At 72.1% G+C, this 18,598-nt stretch carries 18 protein-coding genes, 1 tRNA gene and 1 other RNA gene; 13 read left to right on the top strand and 7 right to left on the bottom strand.

Annotated elements, in window-relative coordinates; translation table 11 throughout:
* The first annotated feature begins 71 nt into the window (after positions 1 to 71).
* From VIG79_RS18150 to VIG79_RS18135, 4 genes are all read left to right on the top strand, one after another.
* On the top strand, positions 72 to 509 hold the full coding sequence (locus VIG79_RS18150; protein ID WP_331888197.1) for a DUF3052 domain-containing protein: 438 nt from the start codon (positions 72 to 74) through the stop codon (positions 507 to 509).
* Positions 510 to 642: 133 nt separating this feature from the next.
* Positions 643 to 1,185 (top strand): peroxiredoxin, encoded by a 543-nt coding sequence (locus tag VIG79_RS18145; RefSeq protein ID WP_331888195.1) that lies wholly within the window; start codon positions 643 to 645, stop codon positions 1,183 to 1,185.
* A gap of 53 nt (positions 1,186 to 1,238) precedes the next feature.
* Positions 1,239 to 1,314: transfer RNA gene (locus VIG79_RS18140), tRNA-Val, on the top strand.
* A gap of 49 nt (positions 1,315 to 1,363) precedes the next feature.
* A complete protein-coding gene (locus tag VIG79_RS18135) occupies positions 1,364 to 2,482 on the top strand; it encodes a glutamate--cysteine ligase (protein ID WP_331888193.1) in 1,119 nt (372 codons plus the stop codon).
* Positions 2,483 to 2,766: 284 nt separating this feature from the next.
* Here the strand turns inward: VIG79_RS18135 and VIG79_RS18130 are convergent, their stop codons facing one another.
* Positions 2,767 to 4,365 carry an NAD(P)/FAD-dependent oxidoreductase gene (locus VIG79_RS18130; RefSeq protein WP_331888192.1) on the bottom strand — a complete coding sequence of 533 codons (1,599 nt, stop codon included), beginning with the start codon at positions 4,363 to 4,365 and terminating at the stop codon, positions 2,767 to 2,769.
* Between the two features lie 85 nt (positions 4,366 to 4,450).
* Here VIG79_RS18130 and idi point away from each other — a divergent pair, with 85 nt between their 5' ends.
* Positions 4,451 to 5,038, top strand: a complete 588-nt coding sequence (gene idi / locus VIG79_RS18125; protein WP_331888190.1) for an isopentenyl-diphosphate Delta-isomerase — start codon at positions 4,451 to 4,453, stop codon at positions 5,036 to 5,038.
* 1 nt (position 5,039) lies between these two features.
* Here the strand turns inward: idi and VIG79_RS18120 are convergent, their stop codons facing one another.
* Positions 5,040 to 5,483 carry a hypothetical protein gene (locus VIG79_RS18120; protein WP_331888189.1) on the bottom strand — a complete coding sequence of 148 codons (444 nt, stop codon included), beginning with the start codon at positions 5,481 to 5,483 and terminating at the stop codon, positions 5,040 to 5,042.
* Between the two features lie 50 nt (positions 5,484 to 5,533).
* Between VIG79_RS18120 and VIG79_RS18115 the strand changes: the two genes are divergently transcribed.
* Genes VIG79_RS18115 through VIG79_RS18100 form a run of 4 tightly spaced genes read left to right on the top strand, consistent with a single transcriptional unit; the run spans position 5,534 to position 9,075 of the window.
* Entirely contained in the window at positions 5,534 to 6,418 is an 885-nt protein-coding gene (locus VIG79_RS18115; protein ID WP_331888187.1) for a Nif3-like dinuclear metal center hexameric protein, read from the top strand.
* A gap of 50 nt (positions 6,419 to 6,468) precedes the next feature.
* Positions 6,469 to 7,164, top strand: coding sequence for a zinc ribbon domain-containing protein (locus VIG79_RS18110; protein ID WP_331888185.1), 696 nt, complete (start codon positions 6,469 to 6,471; stop codon positions 7,162 to 7,164).
* Entirely contained in the window at positions 7,164 to 7,871 is a 708-nt protein-coding gene (locus VIG79_RS18105; protein ID WP_331888183.1) for a histidine phosphatase family protein, read from the top strand. Before VIG79_RS18110 ends, VIG79_RS18105 begins: the two co-directional genes overlap by 1 nt.
* A gap of 25 nt (positions 7,872 to 7,896) precedes the next feature.
* The gene (locus tag VIG79_RS18100; RefSeq protein ID WP_331888181.1) at positions 7,897 to 9,075 is read left to right on the top strand and encodes an O-succinylhomoserine sulfhydrylase; all 1,179 of its coding nucleotides are present in this window, start codon (positions 7,897 to 7,899) and stop codon (positions 9,073 to 9,075) included.
* Here the strand turns inward: VIG79_RS18100 and VIG79_RS18095 are convergent.
* The 3 genes from VIG79_RS18095 to VIG79_RS18085 are packed head-to-tail and all read right to left on the bottom strand — an operon-like array spanning position 9,068 to position 12,122.
* Entirely contained in the window at positions 9,068 to 9,808 is a 741-nt protein-coding gene (locus VIG79_RS18095) for a YaaA family protein (protein ID WP_331888179.1), read from the bottom strand. The two genes, VIG79_RS18100 and VIG79_RS18095, sit on opposite strands and share 8 nt — an antisense overlap.
* A gap of 23 nt (positions 9,809 to 9,831) precedes the next feature.
* Positions 9,832 to 10,929: an SLC13 family permease gene (locus VIG79_RS18090; protein ID WP_331888177.1), complete on the bottom strand. Its 1,098-nt coding sequence runs from the start codon at positions 10,927 to 10,929 to the stop codon at positions 9,832 to 9,834.
* A gap of 11 nt (positions 10,930 to 10,940) precedes the next feature.
* Positions 10,941 to 12,122, bottom strand: coding sequence for an FUSC family protein (locus VIG79_RS18085; protein ID WP_331888175.1), 1,182 nt, complete (start codon positions 12,120 to 12,122; stop codon positions 10,941 to 10,943).
* A 76-nt stretch (positions 12,123 to 12,198) separates the two neighbouring features.
* Here VIG79_RS18085 and VIG79_RS18080 point away from each other — a divergent pair, with 76 nt between their 5' ends.
* On the top strand, positions 12,199 to 13,653 hold the full coding sequence (locus VIG79_RS18080) for an RNB domain-containing ribonuclease (protein WP_331888173.1): 1,455 nt from the start codon (positions 12,199 to 12,201) through the stop codon (positions 13,651 to 13,653).
* A 177-nt stretch (positions 13,654 to 13,830) separates the two neighbouring features.
* Here VIG79_RS18080 and VIG79_RS18075 read toward each other — a convergent pair whose 3' ends face one another.
* A complete protein-coding gene (locus VIG79_RS18075) occupies positions 13,831 to 14,604 on the bottom strand; it encodes a fructosamine kinase family protein (protein ID WP_331888171.1) in 774 nt (257 codons plus the stop codon).
* 89 nt (positions 14,605 to 14,693) lie between these two features.
* Here VIG79_RS18075 and VIG79_RS18070 point away from each other — a divergent pair, with 89 nt between their 5' ends.
* Together VIG79_RS18070 and VIG79_RS18065 are read left to right on the top strand one after the other, a co-directional pair.
* Positions 14,694 to 15,539: a patatin-like phospholipase family protein gene (locus tag VIG79_RS18070; RefSeq protein ID WP_331888169.1), complete on the top strand. Its 846-nt coding sequence runs from the start codon at positions 14,694 to 14,696 to the stop codon at positions 15,537 to 15,539.
* Complete coding sequence (locus VIG79_RS18065; protein WP_331888167.1) at positions 15,536 to 16,570, top strand: lysophospholipid acyltransferase family protein; 1,035 nt, start codon at positions 15,536 to 15,538, stop codon at positions 16,568 to 16,570. Before VIG79_RS18070 ends, VIG79_RS18065 begins: the two co-directional genes overlap by 4 nt.
* A gap of 37 nt (positions 16,571 to 16,607) precedes the next feature.
* Here the strand turns inward: VIG79_RS18065 and VIG79_RS18060 are convergent, their stop codons facing one another.
* On the bottom strand, positions 16,608 to 17,375 hold the full coding sequence (locus tag VIG79_RS18060) for a hypothetical protein (protein WP_331888165.1): 768 nt from the start codon (positions 17,373 to 17,375) through the stop codon (positions 16,608 to 16,610).
* A 186-nt stretch (positions 17,376 to 17,561) separates the two neighbouring features.
* Here VIG79_RS18060 and rnpB point away from each other — a divergent pair.
* Positions 17,562 to 17,953, top strand: an RNA gene (rnpB, locus tag VIG79_RS18055) — RNase P RNA component class A.
* Positions 17,954 to 18,598 lie beyond the last annotated feature (645 nt).

Genomic DNA, 18,598 nt, shown 5'->3' with positions numbered 1-18,598 from the left:
CTACCGTGGATCCCAGGCCCGGCGCGGGCAGAGCCGGGTAAACACAGACGAAGCACGAAGGGGACAGCACCGTGGGTTCGACCGCGCACGCGGCGCCACCCGGATCGGCAGGCGGGGCACTGGCCAAGCTGGGGTTCGGGGAGCGCCAGGTCGTGCAGGAGATCGGCTGGGACAGCGATGTCGACGACGAGCTACGGTTCGCGATCGAGGACATCATCGGGACCGAGCTCGAGGACGAGGACTACGGCGATGTCGCCGACGCGGTCCTGGTCTGGTTCCGGCAGGGCGACGACGACCTCGTCGACACGCTCGTCGACGCCCTGACCAACCTGGCCGACGGCGGGTTCGTCGTGCTCCTCTCGCCCAAGGCCGGACATCCCGACCACGTCGACGCGAGCGAGATCGAGGAGGCCGCCGTCACGGCCGGGCTCCACACGGCCGGCGGCGCCAGTGTCAGCACCGAGTGGAGCTCCGTGCGGCTCGTCGCGCCGCGGGGTGCGCGCCGCTGAGGTCCTCCCGCGCCTGTGGGCGTGGCTGGGAGATATATCTTCGCGGGCGTCCACTCCGCGAGACCGAGCCGGTTCGCGCCGTCGGTGACGGTCGCCCGTGGGCCGCGTCGTGCCCGGCTGGCAGGATGTCGGCATGACCCACCCGACCTCGTCGCCCGCCGGACCGCTCGACGGACCGCCCGTCGGACCGCCCGTCGGACCGCTCGGCGTCGGCGAGCTCGCGCCGGTCTTCGCCCTACGGAACCAGTACGGCGAGACGGTCTCCCTCCAGGACTTCCGAGGTGAGAAGAACGTCCTGGTCGTGTTTTTTCCCTTCGCGTTCTCGGGGGTGTGCACGGGCGAGTTCCGCGAGATCCGTGAGCATCTCGAGGACTTCGAGGGCGATGACGTGCAGGTGGTGGGCATCTCCTGCGACCCGATGGAGTCGATACGGGCCTGGGCGGACTCCGAGGCGTACTTCTTCCCGTTGCTCAGCGACTTCTGGCCGCACGGCCGGACGGCGCGCGACTACGGGGTCTTCTGGGAGCAGACTGGGTTCGCGATCCGGGGGACGTTCCTCGTCGACAAGGCCGGCGTGATCCGGTGGACCTTGGTCAACGGTCCGGGCGAGGCCCGCGACTTCTCGGGCTACCGGACCGCCCTGGCCGAGCTGCGCGGGACGACCGCCTCGGTCTGACAGACTTTGCCCCGCCTCGACGCCGCGACCCGGTCGTCGCGCGTCCGGGCGAGGGGCCTGTAGCTCAGTTGGCAGAGCACCGCGTTTACACCGCGGGTGTCGTCGGTTCGATCCCGGCCGGGCCCACCACGGACTGGACCGCCGCGCGGGACTGACCCGCCTTGGGCAGACTGCCCGGATGGGGACACCGGGGGGGCGGACGGTCGGCGTCGAGGAGGAGCTGCTCCTCGTCGACATCTCGACCGGGCGACCGCGGTCCGTCGCGGGTCGCGTGGTCGACGCCCTGGCCGACGAGCAGCCGGACGACGCCGGTCGGGAGGGGGGCGTCGAGGGCGAGCTCCAGCGCTACATGGTCGAGACCCAGTCGTCCGTCGGTACCGACCTCGCCGACGTCGAGCAGGAGCTGAAGGACTGGCGGCATACGGTCTCCGTCGCCGCGCGCGAGGCGGGCGCAGGGTCCGCGGCGCTCGGCACCTCGCCGTTCCCCGGAGACGGCCTCGTCACGCCGAAGGCCCGGTACCTCCGGATGGAGGAGCAGTTCGGACCGACGGTCCAGGAGGTGCTCACCTGCGGCAGCCACGTCCACGTGGGCGTCGCGTCCCCAGAAGAGGGCATCGGGGTCATCGACCGGATCCGCGGCTGGTTACCGGTCGTCCTCGCACTGTCGGCCAACTCCCCGTTCTCCGACGGCCGCGACACCGGGTATGCGTCGTACCGCTCCCAGCTCTGGGTCCGGTGGCCGTCGGCCGGCCCGACTGACCTGTTCGGGTCGCCGCAGGCGTACGAGGATCTGGTCCGCTCGATGGTCGACTCCGGCGTCCTCCTCGACGACGGGATGATCTACTTCGACGCCCGGTTGTCGCACCGGTACCCGACCGTGGAGATCCGGGTGGCCGACGTCTGCGGCGACGTCGACGACACGATGGTCGTGGCCGGCGTGTGTCGTGCCCTGGTCGAGACCGCCGCCCGCTCGGCGGCTGAGGGCGAGCCCCCACCGCCGCTGCCCACGGCACTGCTGCGCCTGGCCACGTGGCGGGCGGGCCACGACGGCGTGGACGGCGTCCTGGTCGACCCGGTCACGTCACGGCCGGAGCCGGCCGCCGCGGTTCTGGGGCGGCTCCTCGACCACATCCGGCCGGCGCTGGAGGCCTACGGCGACCTCGACCGCGTGGAGGCAGGGTTCGAGCGGCTGTTGGCCGAGGGCTCGGGCGCGACCCGGCAACGTCGGACGTTCGAGCGGACCGGCCAGCTCGTCGATGTCGTGGCGGAGGCCGTCCGCCTCAGTGCCGGGCGCTGACCTCCCGCCGCGGATCTCCGGGCGCAACAACCCGGACACGGCTGAGGCGTAGTGCGGCACTGGCGATTCCGGGCGCAACAACCCGGACATGGCTGAGTTGTAGTGCGGCACTGGCGATTCCGGGCGCAACAACCCGGACATGGCTGAGTTGTAGTGCGGCACTGGCGATTCCGGGCGCGACTGGTCAGAGATGTCTGAGTAGTTGCGGGCGGAGGGTGTGCGGGCGTGCGGGGGTGCAGGGGCGCCGGCGTTCCTGATGCGGGGTACGGGGGTCGGCGCGCTGGTCAGAGCTCGAGGCGGCGGCGCAGACGCTTGGCGACGGCGGTACCGGGTCGCCGCCACCACACGTGGTCCAGCAGCGCCTGGCGGGCCGCGAGGTACCCGCACGCACCGTGCACCCCGCCACCCGGATGGATCGCCGCGCTGCCCAGGTACAGCCCGTCGACCGGCGTCAGAGGCCCACCGAACCCGCTCACCGGCCGGAAGATCAGCTGTTGGTACAACTGGGCCGTCCCGCCGTTGACCCCGCCACCGACGAGATTGGCGTCCGCGGCGAACAGGTCCGACGGTCGCTGTACCCACCGGTCGATGACGAGGTCCCGCCAGCCCGGCGCGTACCGGTCGAGCATCTCCTCCGACCGTTCGACGAGGACGTCGGCCGAGGCGTCGTCGGTGACGCCGCGGGGGAGGTGCGTGTAGAGCCACAGCGCCTCGGTGCCGGCCGGCGACCGCGTCGGGTCGGCGGTCGTCATCTGGCCGACGAGGGCGAACGGGCTCGCCGGCACGGTATGCGTCGCGAGGTCGGCCGACCAGCGGACGATCCCGTCCACGTCGGCACCGACGTGGACGACCGCGGCCCGCTGCGCGTCGGCCGCCGTCCAGGGCGGCGTCGACCGGAGCCGGTAGTTGACCTTGACTGTCGGGAGGTCCCAGGCGAAGTCGCGCAGCGCGTGGCGCAGCCGCGGCGGGACCGCGTGCTCGCTGAGCAGCTCCTCGTAGAGCATCGGCGCGCTGGTGTCCGCGACCACCGCCCGCCGCGCGTGGACGACGGCGCCTCCAACGGTCCGGACGATCCCGGCCCGACCGTCGACGAGCTCGATCTGGTCGACGCGTTCGCCAGTGCGGATCTCCACCCCCGCGGCCCGCGCGCGCGAGGCGAGCGCCGTGGCGAGCATGCCCGCCCCGCCCCGCGGGGAGGGGAACCCCACGTCCTGCGCCAGCATCGACATGAGCCAGCCGAACAGCCCGCTACCCGGCGCCTCGGGCGGGATGTCGGCGTGCATCGCGTTGCCCAGCAACACCATCCGGCCGCGCTCACCCCGGAAGACCTCTTCGGCCATCCGGGTCGCCGGCAGCAGGAAGAAGCGCGCGAGCCCCGGCAGGTCGGCGGCGCCCACCGACCGCGCCAGCCGCGACCCGGCCTCGACCGGCGGCCAGCGGGTGAGCAGGGCGTCGAGGAACGGCTCCTTGACGTGGTGCCACTGCTCGACCAGCTCCAGCCACGCCGCACCGTCGGCCCGGTGGTCGTCGGCCAGGGCGGCAGCGGTGTCGTGCACGTTGGCGTGGATGGTCGCGCCGACCGCATCGTCCGGGTGGCCGGCGTGCGTCACGACGACGTCGGAGAGGCACCACTCCAGGCCGTGGTCCTCCAGGCCGAGCCGCGAGATCACCGGTGACGCGACCGCCAGCGGGTAGCAGGCGCTGAACTCGTCCATCACCCAGCCGTCCCGGTCCACCGACGAGACCGCACCGCCGACCTTGTCGCGCGCCTCGAGCAGGACCACGTCCCACCCGGCATCCGCCAGGGTGATCGCCGCAACCAGCCCGTTGGGACCGCTGCCGACGACGACGGCGTCAGCAGTGTCACGTGCCCCCTCGATCACGGCCCCATCGTGGCATCGCCAGGCCCGGTTCGCCCGCCGGTCGGACCGATGACCGCTGCGAGGCGGCCGCTGCTTAGGGTGAGGCGTGCCCACCACCGAGCTCGTCGTCCTCCTCGACGATGAGGGCCGCGCCGCCGGGACGGCGGACAAGGCCGTGGTCCACGGCCCGGACACACCGCTGCACCTGGCCTTCTCCGCGTACCTCTTCGACGACGCCGGCCGCCTGCTGGTCACCCGGCGGGCACTGGGCAAACGGACCTTCCCAGGCGTCTGGACCAACTCGGTCTGCGGACACCCGGCCCCCGGCGAGGCCCTCCCCGAGGCCGTGCGCCGACGTTCCGCCCGGGAGCTCGGGCTCCATGTCACCTCCCTGCGCCTGGTCCTGCCGCGCTTCGCCTACCGCGCCGAGATGGACGGTGTCGTCGAGCTCGAGCAGTGCCCCGTGTACGCCGGGCGGCTGGCTCCCGGCGGTGCGCTGGCGCTCGCGGCCGACGAGGTCGACGACGCCGAGTGGGTGGGCTGGGCCGAGTTCAGCGCCGACGTCCTGGCCGGCACGCGCGCGGTGTCGACGTGGTGCCGCGAGCAGGTACCGCAGCTGGTCGCCCTCGGGTCCGACCCCCACCGCTGGCCCGAGGCCGACGACCGTCTGCTGCCGCCCGCCGCCCGTCTCTGATCTACCGCTCAGGTTCTCGGCTCGGGGCCGCCTCGTGATGGCGGGCCCCGTGGGTGCGCCGAGACTCCTTCATCTCGGCCTCGAACAGGTGCCGCCGTCCGCCGACCAGCTCCTCGCGCGCCCCGGCCTCCAGCTGCTTGAAGAGCGCGTAGTAGCCGTCGTCGTAGTCCTCGACGATCTGGAACGTCCACCGTCCCTCGATGACGTTCCGTCCGACGAGCTCCTGGTCGATGCGGTCCGCGATCTCCGGGTGCCCGGCCTGGCGCAGCAGGTCGACGGCGTCGCCCAGAGCGAGGTCACCCATCCCGGTGAGCCGGTGAAACGCATACAGGTAGCCGCGGGCGTTCTCGACCACCTCGAGCGCCTCGGACAGCTTGCCGAGCGCTTCGACGGTCTCGTCGGACGCACCCTCCGGACGACGGTGTTCGGGGGCTGGAGTCTCCATCCGGCCACCGTAGGACCGGCCGCCGACGTGCGTGTGGCATTGTCGCCCTCGTGTCACCCGACGAGCCGCCGACCCTGCGCGAGGTCGTCGCCGCGCTGGAGTCGGTCTACCCGCTGGAGACCGCGATGGACTGGGACCAGGTGGGTCTCGTCGCGGGAGACCTGGAGCAGGCGGTCCGCACCGTCCACTTCGCCGTCGACCCGACGCTCGCCGTCGTGCAGGAGGCGGTCGACGCCGGCGCCGACCTGCTGGTCACCCATCACCCGCTGTTGCTGCGGGGCATCCACAGCGTGGCCACCACCGGGGCCAAGGGCGAGTCCCTCACCCGGGCGATCCTCGGCGACCTCGCCATCTACTGCGCCCACACCAACGCCGACGTGGCCTCACCGGGGGTGTGCGACGCGCTCGCCGCCGCGGTCGGGCTCACCGACGTCGTGCCGCTCGAGGACGTCCCGTATGCGCTCGGCCGGGTCGGGTACCTCGCCGTGCCGATGACGCTGCGCGCCTTCGCCGACCAGGTGGCCGACGGGCTGCCGGCCACCGTGGGCGGCCTCCGGGTGAGCGGTGACCCGGCGGCCCTCGTCGAACGAGTAGCCGTGCTGGGCGGGTCCGGCGACGACCGGTTCGAGGTCGTGCGGGCCGCCGACGTCGACGTCTACGTCACCGCCGACCTGCGGCATCACCCGGCGCTGGAGGAGCGGGAGACCACCCGTGGCGGGCGGCCCTACCTGATCGACGCCGGGCACTGGGCGAGCGAGTACGTCTGGCTGGCGTGGGCCGAGCGGCGGCTTCTCGAGGTCGTCCGCGGAGGGTCCTCTAGGTTGGAGACCTACATCTCCACGCTGCGCACGGAGCCCTGGACCTTCGTCGTGGGCGCCAACGCCGCCAGCGAGTCGCCACCCTCTCCTGAACAGCCGCCCGGAGGTACCAGCTGAAAGCCGACCCGACTCGTCAGCTCGCGCTGCTCGACCTTCAGGCGATCGACATGCGGCTCGACCAGATCGAGCACGCGACGTCGAACCTGCCGCAGCACCGCGAGGTCACCGCGCTCGAGGACGAAGCGCGCACGCTCGACACCCAGCTGGTCAACTCGCGGACCGCCCTGTCCGACGTGCAGCGAGAGGTGGACAAGTCCGAGGCCGACGTCCAGCTGGTCCGCGACCGGGCCGCCCGTGACCGGGCCCGGCTGGACGCCGGTACCGGCACCGCCAAGGACCTCCAGGCGCTCCAGCACGAGCTGGCCTCCCTGTCGCGGCGCCAGTCCGAGCTGGAGGACATCGAGCTGGAGATCATGGAGCGGGCCGAGGCTCTGGCCGAGCACGTGACCGTCCTCGAGCGCGACCAGCGGGACCTCGCGACCCGCCTCGCTGAGGTCGTCGAGGCCAGGGACCTCGCGATGGGTGACTACGCGGGCGAGCGCGACACCGTGGCGGGTCGACGGGCCGCGACCGTCGAGTCGGTGGGGGAGGACCTCGTCGCGCTGTACGAGCGGATCCGGTCCGGCAACGGCGGGATCGGCGCCTCCGAGCTGAGTCAGCGGCGCTGCGGCGGCTGCCACATGGAGCTCAACCAGGTCGACTTGAACCGCATCACGCAGGCGCCCGCCGACGAGGTGCTGCGCTGCGAGGAGTGCGGGCGGATCCTCGTCCGGACCGCCGAGTCCGGCCTGCCCCAGACCTGATGCCGGCCGAACCGGCTGGGCCGGCTGGGCCGGTCGACCCCGCCGAGGCCACGGCCGTCGGCGAGAACCCCGAACCGCCGTCGGCACCCACCGGCGCCACCCGGCTGCTGCTCGTCCGCCACGCCGTGACCCCGTACACCGAAGCGGGCCGCGTCGACGGCCGTGGCGGAGCCGACCCGGACCTCAGCGAGACCGGTCGGCAGCAGGCCGAGCAGGCGGCAGAAGCGGTCCGGGCGCTCATCGAGGGCGAGGTCCGCCTGGTGACGTCATCCCTCGCCCGGGCGCGGCAGACCGGCGATGCAGTCGCGGCGTTCCTCGCCGTGGAGCCGGTCGTCGACGACGACTGGGACGAGCAGTCGTTCGGCGACTGGGACGGCGCCGTCTTCACCGAGCTGGCCGAGCACCAGGCTGACGACCTCATGAAGCTGTGGCGCGACAGGGACTACCGCCGTCCCGGCGGCGAGTCGTTGGCGGAGCTGGAGACCCGGGTGCTGCGCGCGTACGGGAAAGCCCTCGAGGCGGGCGGCACCACCGTCGTGGTGACCAGCCGGAAGCCGATCCTCGTCGTGCTCGCGCGCGTCCTCGGCATCGACGAGGAGCGGTTCTGGGCGCTCCTGACCGACCCGGCCTCGCTGACCGCGGTCGAGCTCTGGCCCGACGGCCGGGTCTCGGTGCCGTTCGTCAACCGGACGTCGCATCTCCCCTGAGGGACCGGGTTCTATCCTCCCCGGTATGCGAGAACTGCGGCCCGACACGCTCGCCGTCCGGGGCGGCCTGGCCCGCAGCGACTTCGACGAGACCGCTGAGGCGCTGTTCCTCACCAGCGGGTTCGTCTACGACTCGGCCGAGCAGGCCGAGGCCGCCTTCAAGGACGAGATCGAGAAGTTCATCTACTCGCGCTACGGCAACCCGACGGTCCGGATGTTCGAGGAGCGGATGCGGCTCGTCGAGGGTGCCGAGGCCTGCTTCGCCACCGCGAGCGGGATGGCCGCCGTCTGGGTGGCGCTCGCCGCGCTCTGCGGCCAGGGCGACCGGCTGATCAGCTCGCGGGCGCTGTTCGGGTCGTGCTTCGTCATCGTCGACGAGATCCTGCCGCGGTTCGGTGTGGAGACCGTCCTCGTCGACGGGCCGGACCTCGACCAGTGGCGCGAGGCGCTCAGCGTGCCGACCACCGCGGTCTTCTTCGAGACTCCGAGCAACCCGATGCAGGAGCTGGTCGACGTCCGCGCGGTGGCCGACCTCGCCCATGCGGCCGGGGCCAAGGTCGTCGTCGACAACGTCTTCGGCACCCCGGTGTTCAGCCGGCCGCTGGAGCTCGGCGCCGACGTCGTCATCTACTCGGCGACGAAGCACATCGACGGTCAGGGTCGTGTCCTCGGCGGCGCGGTCCTCGGGACCAGCGAGTTCATCGACGGGCCGGTCAAGAACCTCATGCGGCACACCGGTCCGGCGATGTCGCCGTTCAACGCCTGGGTGCTGGTCAAGGGCCTCGAGACGCTTTCGCTGCGCGTCAACCGCCAGCACGAGAACGCGATCGTGCTGGCCAGGGCGCTGGAGACACACCCACGAGTCACGAGGGTCCTGCACCCCTGGCTGCCCAGCCACCCGCAGCACGACCTCGCGCGGAGCCAGATGTCCGGCGGCGGCAGCGTCGTCACCTTCGTCATCGACGGCGGCAAGGACGAGGCGTTCCGTGTCATGAACGCCCTCGAGGTTGTCGACATCTCGAACAACCTCGGCGACGCCAAGTCCCTCGTCACGCACCCGGCCACGACGACGCATCGCCGGCTCACCCCGGAGGCGCGCGCGGCGGTCGGGATCACCGACGGGACGATCCGGATCTCGGTCGGCCTGGAGGACCCGCTCGACCTGGTCGAGGACGTCGTGACCGCCCTCGCTCAGCTCAGCTGACCGAGAGCACCCACGGACGCCCGGCCCGCAGCGGCCGGGCGAGGTCGACCTCGAACCGCTCGGCGAGCACGGCGGCGAGGCGCACCGGGTTCCGCGTGTCGACCCCGGCCTCGCAGAGGTGCCGCGCCACCAGGCCCCGCGTGTGCTTCGCCATGTGGGTCGCACCCGGCACCTGGACCGTGACCCACCGCGCGGCCGTCGGGCCGGCCGGCACCCACGCCGCCGCATACGTGCTGCTCCGGCAGTCGACGACGAGGCCGCGCTGCGCGAGGGCGTCCAGCTCGGCGCCGAGAGGCGTCCGCCACACCCCGGCGAGCGGGCCGAGCGGCGGCAGGTTGACCTTCATAGACAGCCGGTATGCGGGGATGCGGTCGGTCGGCCGGACCGCGCCGAAGAGCGCGGACGTGACGACCAGCCACCGGTTCGCGCGGCGGCGGCCGGCGGTGTCGAGGGAGGCCAGGCCGAGGGCGGCGTAGAGGACGCCGGAGTACACCGCGGCGGCGGGGGCCGTCGGCGCGGTGACGAGGCCACGGTTGCGCGCCACCTCGTCACCGAGGGTCGGGGGCACGCCCAGCACGTCGAGCGCATCGGGCGTCTCGCTGGCCGCGACGAGAGACCGGAGGACCGCCTGGCGCGCGGTGGTGAGCCCGGGGAACGACAGCGTGCTCAGGTCGAGGGACCGGCCGCGACGAGGGACGGTCTTGCCCTCGGACGGCGGCAGCAGGACGAGCACGCCGGAACCCTACGGTCCGGCGGTCAGCCGAACAGAACCAGGGCGCCGAGTCCGGCGGCCACGCTGACGACGGCGCAGAGCAGGCCTTCGCGGGCCAGGTACCCGACGCCGACCTGCAGGTCCTGGGTCCGGCAGCGCTGCCGCCAGAGCAGGGTCGCGAGGGATCCCCAGAGGGTGACCAGCGGACCGGCGTTCACGCCGACCAGCAAGGCCATGAGGCGGACCGGCGCGTCGGCGGAGACCGCCTCGAGGGCCAGGTAGGCGGGCAGGTTGTTGACGACGTTGGCGGAGACGGCGCCGATCGCGCCGAGCCGGAAGAGGGCGCCGGCGTCGGTACCCGACCCGACCAGCGACGCGAGCACCTCGCGCAGTCCATGGTTCAGGGCGATGTCGACGACGACGAACAGGACGCTCACCCCGAGGACCATCAGCCACGGCACGGAGATCCGGCGCAGTAGGGACCGGTCGCGCACGACCACCGCCACCAGCAGGACGCCGGCAGCGCCGGCCGACGGGATCGCCGGCACGACGCCGGTCACGAATGCGGGGCCGAGCAGCACGCAGCAGGCGGCCGCGACCCAGAGCAGGACCCTGTCGTGCGGCTCGGGAGGGGCGTCCGGCTCATACCGGCCGGACAGGGAGCGCCGGTGGCGCACCGCGAGCAGGACGACGGTCGCGAGGATCGCCGCGAGCGCCGGTGCCCAGGACAGCTGCAGGTACCCGCCCTGGCCGACGCCGAGCAGGTTCATGTGGTGGAGGGCGAGCAGGTTGGTGAGGTTCGAGACGGGGAGCAGCAGGGAGGCCGTGTTGGCCAGCCAGAGCGTCGTCATGGCGAACGGCAGCGGCGATACCCCGACCTGACGCGCGACGGTGATCGCCACCGGCGTCAACAGGACGGCCGTGGTGTCCAGGCTGAGGACGATCGTGCTGGCGCAGGCGATGGCGACGACGAGCAGCCAGAGCGCCCAGATCCGGTGGCGCCCGGCCCGCGAGGCCCAGTGGGCCGCGACGTCGAACACCCCCGCCAGGTCGGCGATCTCGGCCACCACGGTGATCGCCACGAGAAAGGCCAGGACGGGGAGGACCCGGCTCGCGAGGTCCGCGAGCTCGGTCCCCGTCACGACCGGTCACCCTACGGTGGCGGACGGGAGCCACCGCGCCGCCGGTCACCCGGCGGGCCGCCCCCGGAGTGGTCGTGGCCACCTTCCACCGGCGTCTCGCCGACCAGGTCGCCGACCGAGTCGGTGCCGCTGGGGTGGGGCAGGTTCGGGACCGTCTCGCCGGTCAGGGTCGCGACGGTCCGCAGCAGCCGGAACGTCGGTCGACGCATGATCACGGCCAGCGGGTGCTTGTCGACCTCTCGCCAGCGCCGCAGCTCCTCCGCGGCCACGGCGATGGTGGCCCCCTCCCCGGCGTCCTTGACGAGGACGCCGTCGATCACGGCGGCGAGCGGGCGCAGCACCCGCGACAGCGACGCGCCGCTCGACGGCCACAACGGGTCGACGTCGGGGCGACCGGAGAGGTCGGCCACCTCCTCGACCAGGAGACGGGTCCAGCGGGCCATCTCGACGACCGTGGCGGTGGGTTCGGCCAGTGTCTCCAGGGGCCCGATGTCCCGCCGCCGCAGCGGGTTGTTCCGGACCGCCCGCTTGGCCGACGCGAGGATCCCGGGTAGCGCCTGGGCACTGTTCTCGGTCTTCCGGGCCTCGTCGTGCAGCTCCACGAGCTCTTGGTGGTTCGACGATGCGTCCTCGACGAGCGAGGCGGCCTGAGCCACGTGCTCGCTCAGCCCGACGCAGACCCGGTGCAGCTCGAGGCGGTACTGCTTGGCGGCGTCCGGCGGGAAGAGGAGCGGCGAGAGCGCGACGGTCACACCGGCCCCGATCAGCGTCTCCCAGAGGCGCGTCACCCCGTAGGTGTCCGGATCGACACTGGTGAACACCAGCAGGCCGGTGAGGGTGACCTGGATGTTGAGCACCGGCCCGATGCGCAGGACCACGCCGCACAGGAGCCCCACCACCAGGACCACCACGACCGACAGCAGGGTCGAGCCGAACACCCGGACGACGACCACCCCGAGCACGACGCCGACGACGACGCCGACGATGCGGTCGAAGGAGACGTTGAGGGCCGAGAACGGCTGGTCGCGCATCGCCACCAGCGGGGCCACGACGGCGAAGATCGGGACCGCACTCGTGTCGATCAGCAGGCAGACCTCCCAGCTGACCACAGCGGCGATGACGATGCGGACGATCTGCGGCCACTCCGCGAAGAACCGCTTCCGCAGTGTCGCCCGGTCGGGGATCAGGGCCATCGCACCCTCCCCGTCACTCCTCGGCAGCACCCTGTGCTGGGAGGGTAATCCGGAGACGCGTCCTATGGTGGCGCCCATGCCGCAGCGCGAGATCCGGTTCCGCACCACGACCCCGGTGCCGACGCATACCGAGGTCGACCACCAGGCGCTGGTAGCCCGGTTCGCGGCGATCCGCGGCGAGCTGAAGGTGCCGGGCGACTTCCCGCCCGACGTCGAGGCCGAGGCCGAGCGCGCCGCGCGGGACGTGGCGCTGCCGGACCGAGACGAGACCGACGTGCCCTTCGTCACCGTCGACCCGGTCGGCTCGATGGACCTCGACCAGGCACTGCACCTGCAGCGGGTGGGGGACGGGTACCGGGTGCGGTATGCCATCGCCGACGTGCCCGCGTACGTCACCCCCGGCGGAGTGCTCGACCTCGAGACGCACCGCCGGGTCGAGACGGTCTACTCGCCCGACCAGCGCACACCGCTGCACCCGCGGGTGATCGGCGAGGAGGCCGGCAGCCTGCTGCCGGACCAGCTGCGGTCGGCGTTCGTCTGGGACATCGAGCTCGACGGCCGCGGGGAACAGACCCGTGCCACGGTCTACCGCGCGCGGGTTCGGAGCCGGGCGCGGCTCGACTACGTCGGGGTGCAGCAGGCCGTCGACGAGGGGACCGCCGACGAGATCCTGGTGCTGCTCAAGGAGATCGGTGAGAAGCGGATCGCCCTCGAGTCCGAGCGCGGCGGGGCCAGCCTGCCGCTGCCCGAACAGGAGGTCACCCTCGACGAGGACGGGGGCTTCGACCTCGGGTTCCGACCGCCAGTCCGGGCGGAGGACTGGAACGCGCAGCTCTCCCTCCTCACCGGGATGGCCGCCGCGACCATGATGATCGATGCGAAGGTCGGGATCCTGCGGACCATGCCGCCGCCGGACGAGGGCAGCGTGGCGCGGTTCCGACGGCAGGCCAAGGCGTTGGGCATCGACTGGCCGAGGTCCCAGCGCTACGGCGACTTGATCCGCGGGCTCGACCTCGACGACCCGCGACAGCTCGCGCTGGTCCACGAGGCGACCAGCCTGTTCCGCGGCGCGGCCTACACGAACTTCGACGGCGAGGTCCCGGCCCAGCCGCTCCATGCTGCGGTGGCCGCCCCGTACGCCCACGTGACCGCTCCGCTTCGTCGCCTGGTCGACCGGTACGGGCTGCTGGTCTGCGCCGCGGTCTGTGCCCGCGAGGAGGTGCCGTCCTGGGTGAAGGAGGCGCTGCCCGCGCTGCCCACCACGATGCAGGAGGGTGACCGCCGGGCCAAGGCGGTGGAGCGCGCCTGCACCGACGCCGTCGAGGCGGCCGTGATGGTGTCCCGGGTCGGTGACGTGTTCACGGCCGACGTCGTCGACGTCGACACCAAGCGGGGCGTCCTCACCGTCCAGCTCACCGACCCGGCCATCGTCGCGTCGGCCCGGGGCGCGGTGAAGCTCGGTCGTCAGATCCAGGTGCGGGTCGAGAGCGCGGACATCGCGACGGGGAAGATCGCCTTCGTCGTGGTCTGAGGGGCCTGGAGAGACGTGGTCCATCACCCCCGCCGAGGCCGGTGACACAAGTGTCACCGACCTGCCCGCCATCGTCGCCGAACTGACCGCCACCATCGATGCGGCCACAGTGGTGCCCCCGCGCTCGGCAAGCCGAGCGCGGGCGCACCACTGTCGAGATCAGGCGACCCGGGGGTCCTAGGCCCAGCGGCGCGCAGTCGCCAGACTCTGCCCGACGTAGCCACCGCGGAACAGCACGGCGTGGAGCATCAGCGGGTGCAGCTGGTGCAGCGAGACCCGCTCCCGCCAGCCGTCCGCCGGCGGTGCGACCTCCGCATACCCGCCGAGGATCGCGTCGAGGTGCGGGGCGCCGAAGAGGACGAGGAACGCGAGGTCGGCCTCGCGGTGGCCGCCGTGCGCGGCCGGGTCGATGAGGACGCCGCCGCGGGCGGTCCAGACGACGTTGCCGGCCCAGAGGTCGCCGTGCAGCCGCGACGGCGGTTCGCCGGAGTCCAGCTCACCGGCCGCGACCCGGGCGGCCACCTTCTCGAACAGCGCGGTCGCCTGGTCGTCGTAGATGCCGAGCCGCCGGCCCTGGGCGAGGACCGCCTCGATCCGCTGGTGCGCGTAGAACTCGCTCCACGTCGGGACCGGGTCTAGCGACAGGGGGAGCGGCTCGCTGAGCGGGCCCAGCCAGCCATCGCCGCGCCAGCCGTCGGGTGGGCTTCCGTATGCGGGTGCGCCCGCAGCGTGGGTCGCCGCCAGCGCCCGCCCGAAGGCCTCGGCCTGCTCTCGGGTCGGGTTCGTCGGGTCGAGCCGCTCGAGGAGCAGCTCGTCCTCTCCGACCTCGAGGACCGGCACCACGTCCGCGCCGCCGGGTACGTCGGCAAGCCAGCGGAGCCCCGCGGCCTCCCAGGCGTAGTACCCCAGCGGCGCGTTGGTTCCGGCCTTCCGGAAGGGCTGTCCCGGCATACTTGGGAGCGTAGTTCGCGGGACGACGGACGGGGCGACGAGAGCGTTTGAGCAGGCCGGCCCGGCGGGGCGGGAACTAGTCTCGGGGCGTGGCAGCGCAGTCCGGGCCGGTGGCCTTCGTGCTCGGCGGCGGCGGCATCCTCGGTGCCAGCGAGGTCGGCATGCTCGAGGGCCTGCTCGGGCTCGGCATCCGGCCCGATCTCGTCGTCGGGACGAGTGTCGGCGCGGTCAACGGCGCCTTCCTCGCCGCCGACCCGACCCCGGGGGCGGTCGACCGGTTGGCCGACGTGTGGGTTCGTGCGTCCGAGTCCGGCGTCTTCGCGGACTCGCTGTCCGCCCGGCTGCGGCGGGTGGGACGGCTGGCCAGCCACCTGCATTCGAGCGACGCGCTGGAGAGCCTCCTGTCGGAGGAGCTCGGCGGGATGCAGATCGAGGACCTGGCGGTGCGGTTCCAGTGCGTGGCGGCCCAGATCGAGACGGCGTCGGCGCGATGGTTCTCGACGGGGAACGTGGTGGACGCCGTCCTCGCGTCGTGCGCGGTGCCCGGGCTGCTGCCCGCGCGGGAGATCGACGGGATGCACTACCTCGACGGCGGTCTGGTCCACTCGATACCCGTCTCGCGGGCGATCGACCTCGGCGCGCGGACGGTCTACGTCCTGCAGGTCGGCCGGATCGAACACGCTCTGCGGGCGCCGCGGTGGCCGTGGGAGGTCGGGCTGGTGGCGTTCGAGATCGCCCGGCGGTACCGGTTCAACGAGGACCTCGAGCGGGTGCCCGATGGCGTTGCGGTGCACGTGCTGCCCTCCGGCGCGGAGCGCTCGCCCTCGATGACGATGAGCTACCGCGGGGCCCGGCAGGTGACGGCGCGGATCGGGGCGGCGAGCGTCGCCACGCGAAGCTATCTGGCCGGCCTCGAGAGCGAGGCCCCGCGGTGAGGCTCGGGGTTCCGCCCTACTGGGTACGTCGCGTCTTCCACCTGCTCTTGCTGCCGATCGTCGTCATGCTGACGGTCATCCTGGTGCCGTTCTACGTGGTGGGGGCCGTGGTCGCGCTCTTCCCGGGGCGGCGCCGGCTGCTGCGCGTCGTGTCGTTCGCCATGGCCTACCTGTGGACGGACGTCGGGATGCTGCTCGGCTGCTGGTGGATGTGGTTCCGGCAGCCGTTGCCGAGCCGGGACGTGACCGTCTGGCGGGAACGGCATACGGCGCTGCTCCGGCAGGCCCTGCGGGTCCTCGCGAAGGCGTCGCGGTCGATGGTGGGGTACCGCGTGATCGTCGACGCCGGGCCGTTGCCGGCACTGCACCGGCCGCTGATGATTCTCGGTCGTCACGCCGGGCCGGGGGACTCGTTCACCCTGGTCAACCTCATCCTCACGACGTTCCGTCGCAGGCCCAAGGTCGTGCTCAAGGCCGCGATGCAGTGGGATCCGGGGATCGACCTGTTGCTCAACCGGCTGGACTGCTACTTCCTGCCGTCCAGGACGGGCGCGGGCGACGACCGGATCGCCCACGTGGCGCGGCTCGCCGAGTCGCTGGTGGACGACGAGGCGCTGCTGATCTTCCCGGAGGGCGGCAACTGGACGCCGAAACGGCACGAACGGGCGGTGCGGTATCTGCTGCGGACCGGCCAGTACAAACGTGCCAAGGAGGCCGAGGAGGAGGAGCACGTGCTGCCACCGCGACCAGGCGGCGTCGTCGCGGCGCTGACCGCCCGGCCCGACCTCGATGTCGTCGTCCTCGTGCACGCCGGCCTCGACCTGCTCGTCTCGCCCCTTGACATCTGGGAGGCGATCCCGGTGGTGCACCAGCCGATGTCGATCCACTGGTGGATGGCCGACGCTGGGACGGTCCCCGCGGACCAGCACGGGATCCGCAGATGGGTCGACGACATCTGGCGCGATGTCGACGCCTGGGTGGAGGCCGAGCTGCCGTCGCCGAGCGTGATCCCGCCGTCACCGGCGTCGTAGCCGAAGCGTCACCTCGTAGCGGGCTCGCGTCGTCGGCTCAACGATGGGTGCTGGTCGCGCCCAGGTAGTTCCGCAGCTCGGTCCGCGCGCTCTGGATCGTCGCTCGCCGGGCCCGCATCTCTTCCGCCCCCATCTCCGCCGTGGTGGACGTGTCGGCGCCCACCGCGGCAACGACAGCACTCAAGCGGCCGCGCAGCTGTTGCGCCGCATCGCCACGTTCGACGTCCGGGGCGTTCGTGGTGAGGTCGTGAAGCTCCTGGTCGACGGCCAGGAGACGCGGTCCAGCGCTGCGCCAGGTCGCCGCCGCCTCCTCGGCAGTCGCCTTCGACATGGTCTGGGGGACAAGGGAATCCTCGACCCACCCTGCGGTCTGACGGGTGGCGTCGAGCCGCGCGTCCCACGCGGCGCGGACCCGGGTTCGCTGGATCAGCCAGGCGATGAGGCCGATGAGAGCGAGCAGGAGGATGACGAGAACCACCCAGGCCCACGCCGGCAGACCGCTGCTCGTGGGCTCCGACTGCGGGGCCGCCGTCGCCGTCGCCGTCGGCGTCGACGTCGACGTCACCGTGACGGTCGTCGGCGTGCTCGTCGCCGTCACCGTCTGGGTCTGCGTCTCGGTGCGGGTCTCGGTGCGGGTCTCGGTCTGCGTCTGAGTCTGGGTCTGCGTCTGAGTCTGGGTCTGGGTCTGCGTCTGAGTCGGAATCGTCGGCAGCGTGATCGACGTGGAGATCGTGGTGGGCAGGCTGGTCGGCAACGTGATGCCACCCGAGCCGGAGCACGCCCCGAGCGCCAGGACGAGTCCCACTCCCGCAACCGAAGCACCGAGCCGTTTCACAGGAGACTTCATACACCCTGGGCACGGGCTGTGGCCCCAGGCGCGCGTAACCCGCGTCGCCTCGACGCATACCCGCTGAGAACCCTTGTCGAGATGTGCCCCCCGGGGTTCACCGGCGCGTCTGGTCCCGCTGCGCCGATAGACTCGCTCCGTGGATGAGTCGGTCAGGCGGTCGCGTCAGGCTCCTTCGGGAGACCTGCCGAGGAACGTCCGGGCTCCACAGGGCAAGGTGGTGGCCAACACCCACCCGGAGTGATCCGCGGGACAGTGCCACAGAGAACAGACCGCCTCGGTTCCGGCTTCGGCCGGTCGCGAGGTAAGGGTGAAACGGTGGTGTAAGAGACCACCAGCGCCTCAGGTGACTGAGACGGCTCGGTAAACCCCACCTGGAGCAAGCCCAGACAGCAGGCGTTCGAGGACGGCCCGTCCGAGCCTGCGGGTAGGGCGCTGGAACCGGTCAGCAATGGCCGGTCGAGATGGATGACCGTCACCGCGCGGCGGGTAACGGCCACGCGGAACAGAACCCGGCGTATAGACCGACTCATCCACTTTCAGGCCTCTGACCTGCGGAAACGTGACTGAAAGGTCGATTTGGTCCGCACCTAGTCCGCAGGATCTTCGAGAGCACTGCTCTCCCCTTGACGCCCTTGACGGATCGTGAGGGGTCGCTGGGGCGCGCGGACCCGCCGCCGTCGGCGCTGGCTCTGGCGGCCTCAGAGCCGCCACGTCGGAGGGTGCCGGACGGCCTCGAATGACGCGGCACGGCATCCGCAATGTCACGGTATTCGGCAGCGTGCGGGCTCAATGGCTTTCCGCAGCTGATTCCTGAGACCGTGCAGTGCCCAGGTAGGCGTCGACGGCCTCCCGGGTCTTGTCCCTTTCCTAGGGCTTCTTGTGCGAGGCCGCGCACACCTGAAGGTCGTGGGTCACTCATCCGAAGATCACCTGTCCAGGATGAGGACACGCCGTAGTACGGCGCGTAGCGTCAGGGCCCGAGCCGGCGACGTGGAGCGCTGTGGGCCGCTGAGGAATGGGGCGTTCGCTGCCGTCCTGCATGACTCGCGCCGAGTGAAGGGAACAACGATGGGGTGCCTGTTTGCGATGTTCGCCGGTATCTTCCCGCGTCTTGGCCTTTTCATCATCTGGATCGCTCGGCCGTTAATGGTGGATGCCGCCTTCAGCACCTGGATCTG

The organism is Lapillicoccus sp. (assembly GCF_036559105.1).
Classification (GTDB): domain Bacteria; phylum Actinomycetota; class Actinomycetes; order Actinomycetales; family Dermatophilaceae; genus Lapillicoccus.
This window is presented reverse-complemented; position numbering and strand designations above follow the sequence as displayed.

What these genes read in the sequence shown, in the direction of transcription:
- VIG79_RS18145 (WP_331888195.1), top strand. Translation starts at nt 643, where the DNA reads ATGACCCACCCGACCTCGTCGCCCGCCGGACCGCTCGACGGACCGCCC.
- VIG79_RS18135 (WP_331888193.1), top strand. Translation starts at nt 1,364, where the DNA reads ATGGGGACACCGGGGGGGCGGACGGTCGGCGTCGAGGAGGAGCTGCTC.
- VIG79_RS18120 (WP_331888189.1), bottom strand. Translation starts at nt 5,483, where the DNA reads ATGGAGACTCCAGCCCCCGAACACCGTCGTCCGGAGGGTGCGTCCGAC.
- VIG79_RS18110 (WP_331888185.1), top strand. Translation starts at nt 6,469, where the DNA reads ATGCGGCTCGACCAGATCGAGCACGCGACGTCGAACCTGCCGCAGCAC.
- VIG79_RS18105 (WP_331888183.1), top strand. Translation starts at nt 7,164, where the DNA reads ATGCCGGCCGAACCGGCTGGGCCGGCTGGGCCGGTCGACCCCGCCGAG.
- VIG79_RS18100 (WP_331888181.1), top strand. Translation starts at nt 7,897, where the DNA reads ATGCGAGAACTGCGGCCCGACACGCTCGCCGTCCGGGGCGGCCTGGCC.
- VIG79_RS18085 (WP_331888175.1), bottom strand. Translation starts at nt 12,122, where the DNA reads ATGGCCCTGATCCCCGACCGGGCGACACTGCGGAAGCGGTTCTTCGCG.
- VIG79_RS18080 (WP_331888173.1), top strand. Translation starts at nt 12,199, where the DNA reads ATGCCGCAGCGCGAGATCCGGTTCCGCACCACGACCCCGGTGCCGACG.
- VIG79_RS18075 (WP_331888171.1), bottom strand. Translation starts at nt 14,604, where the DNA reads ATGCCGGGACAGCCCTTCCGGAAGGCCGGAACCAACGCGCCGCTGGGG.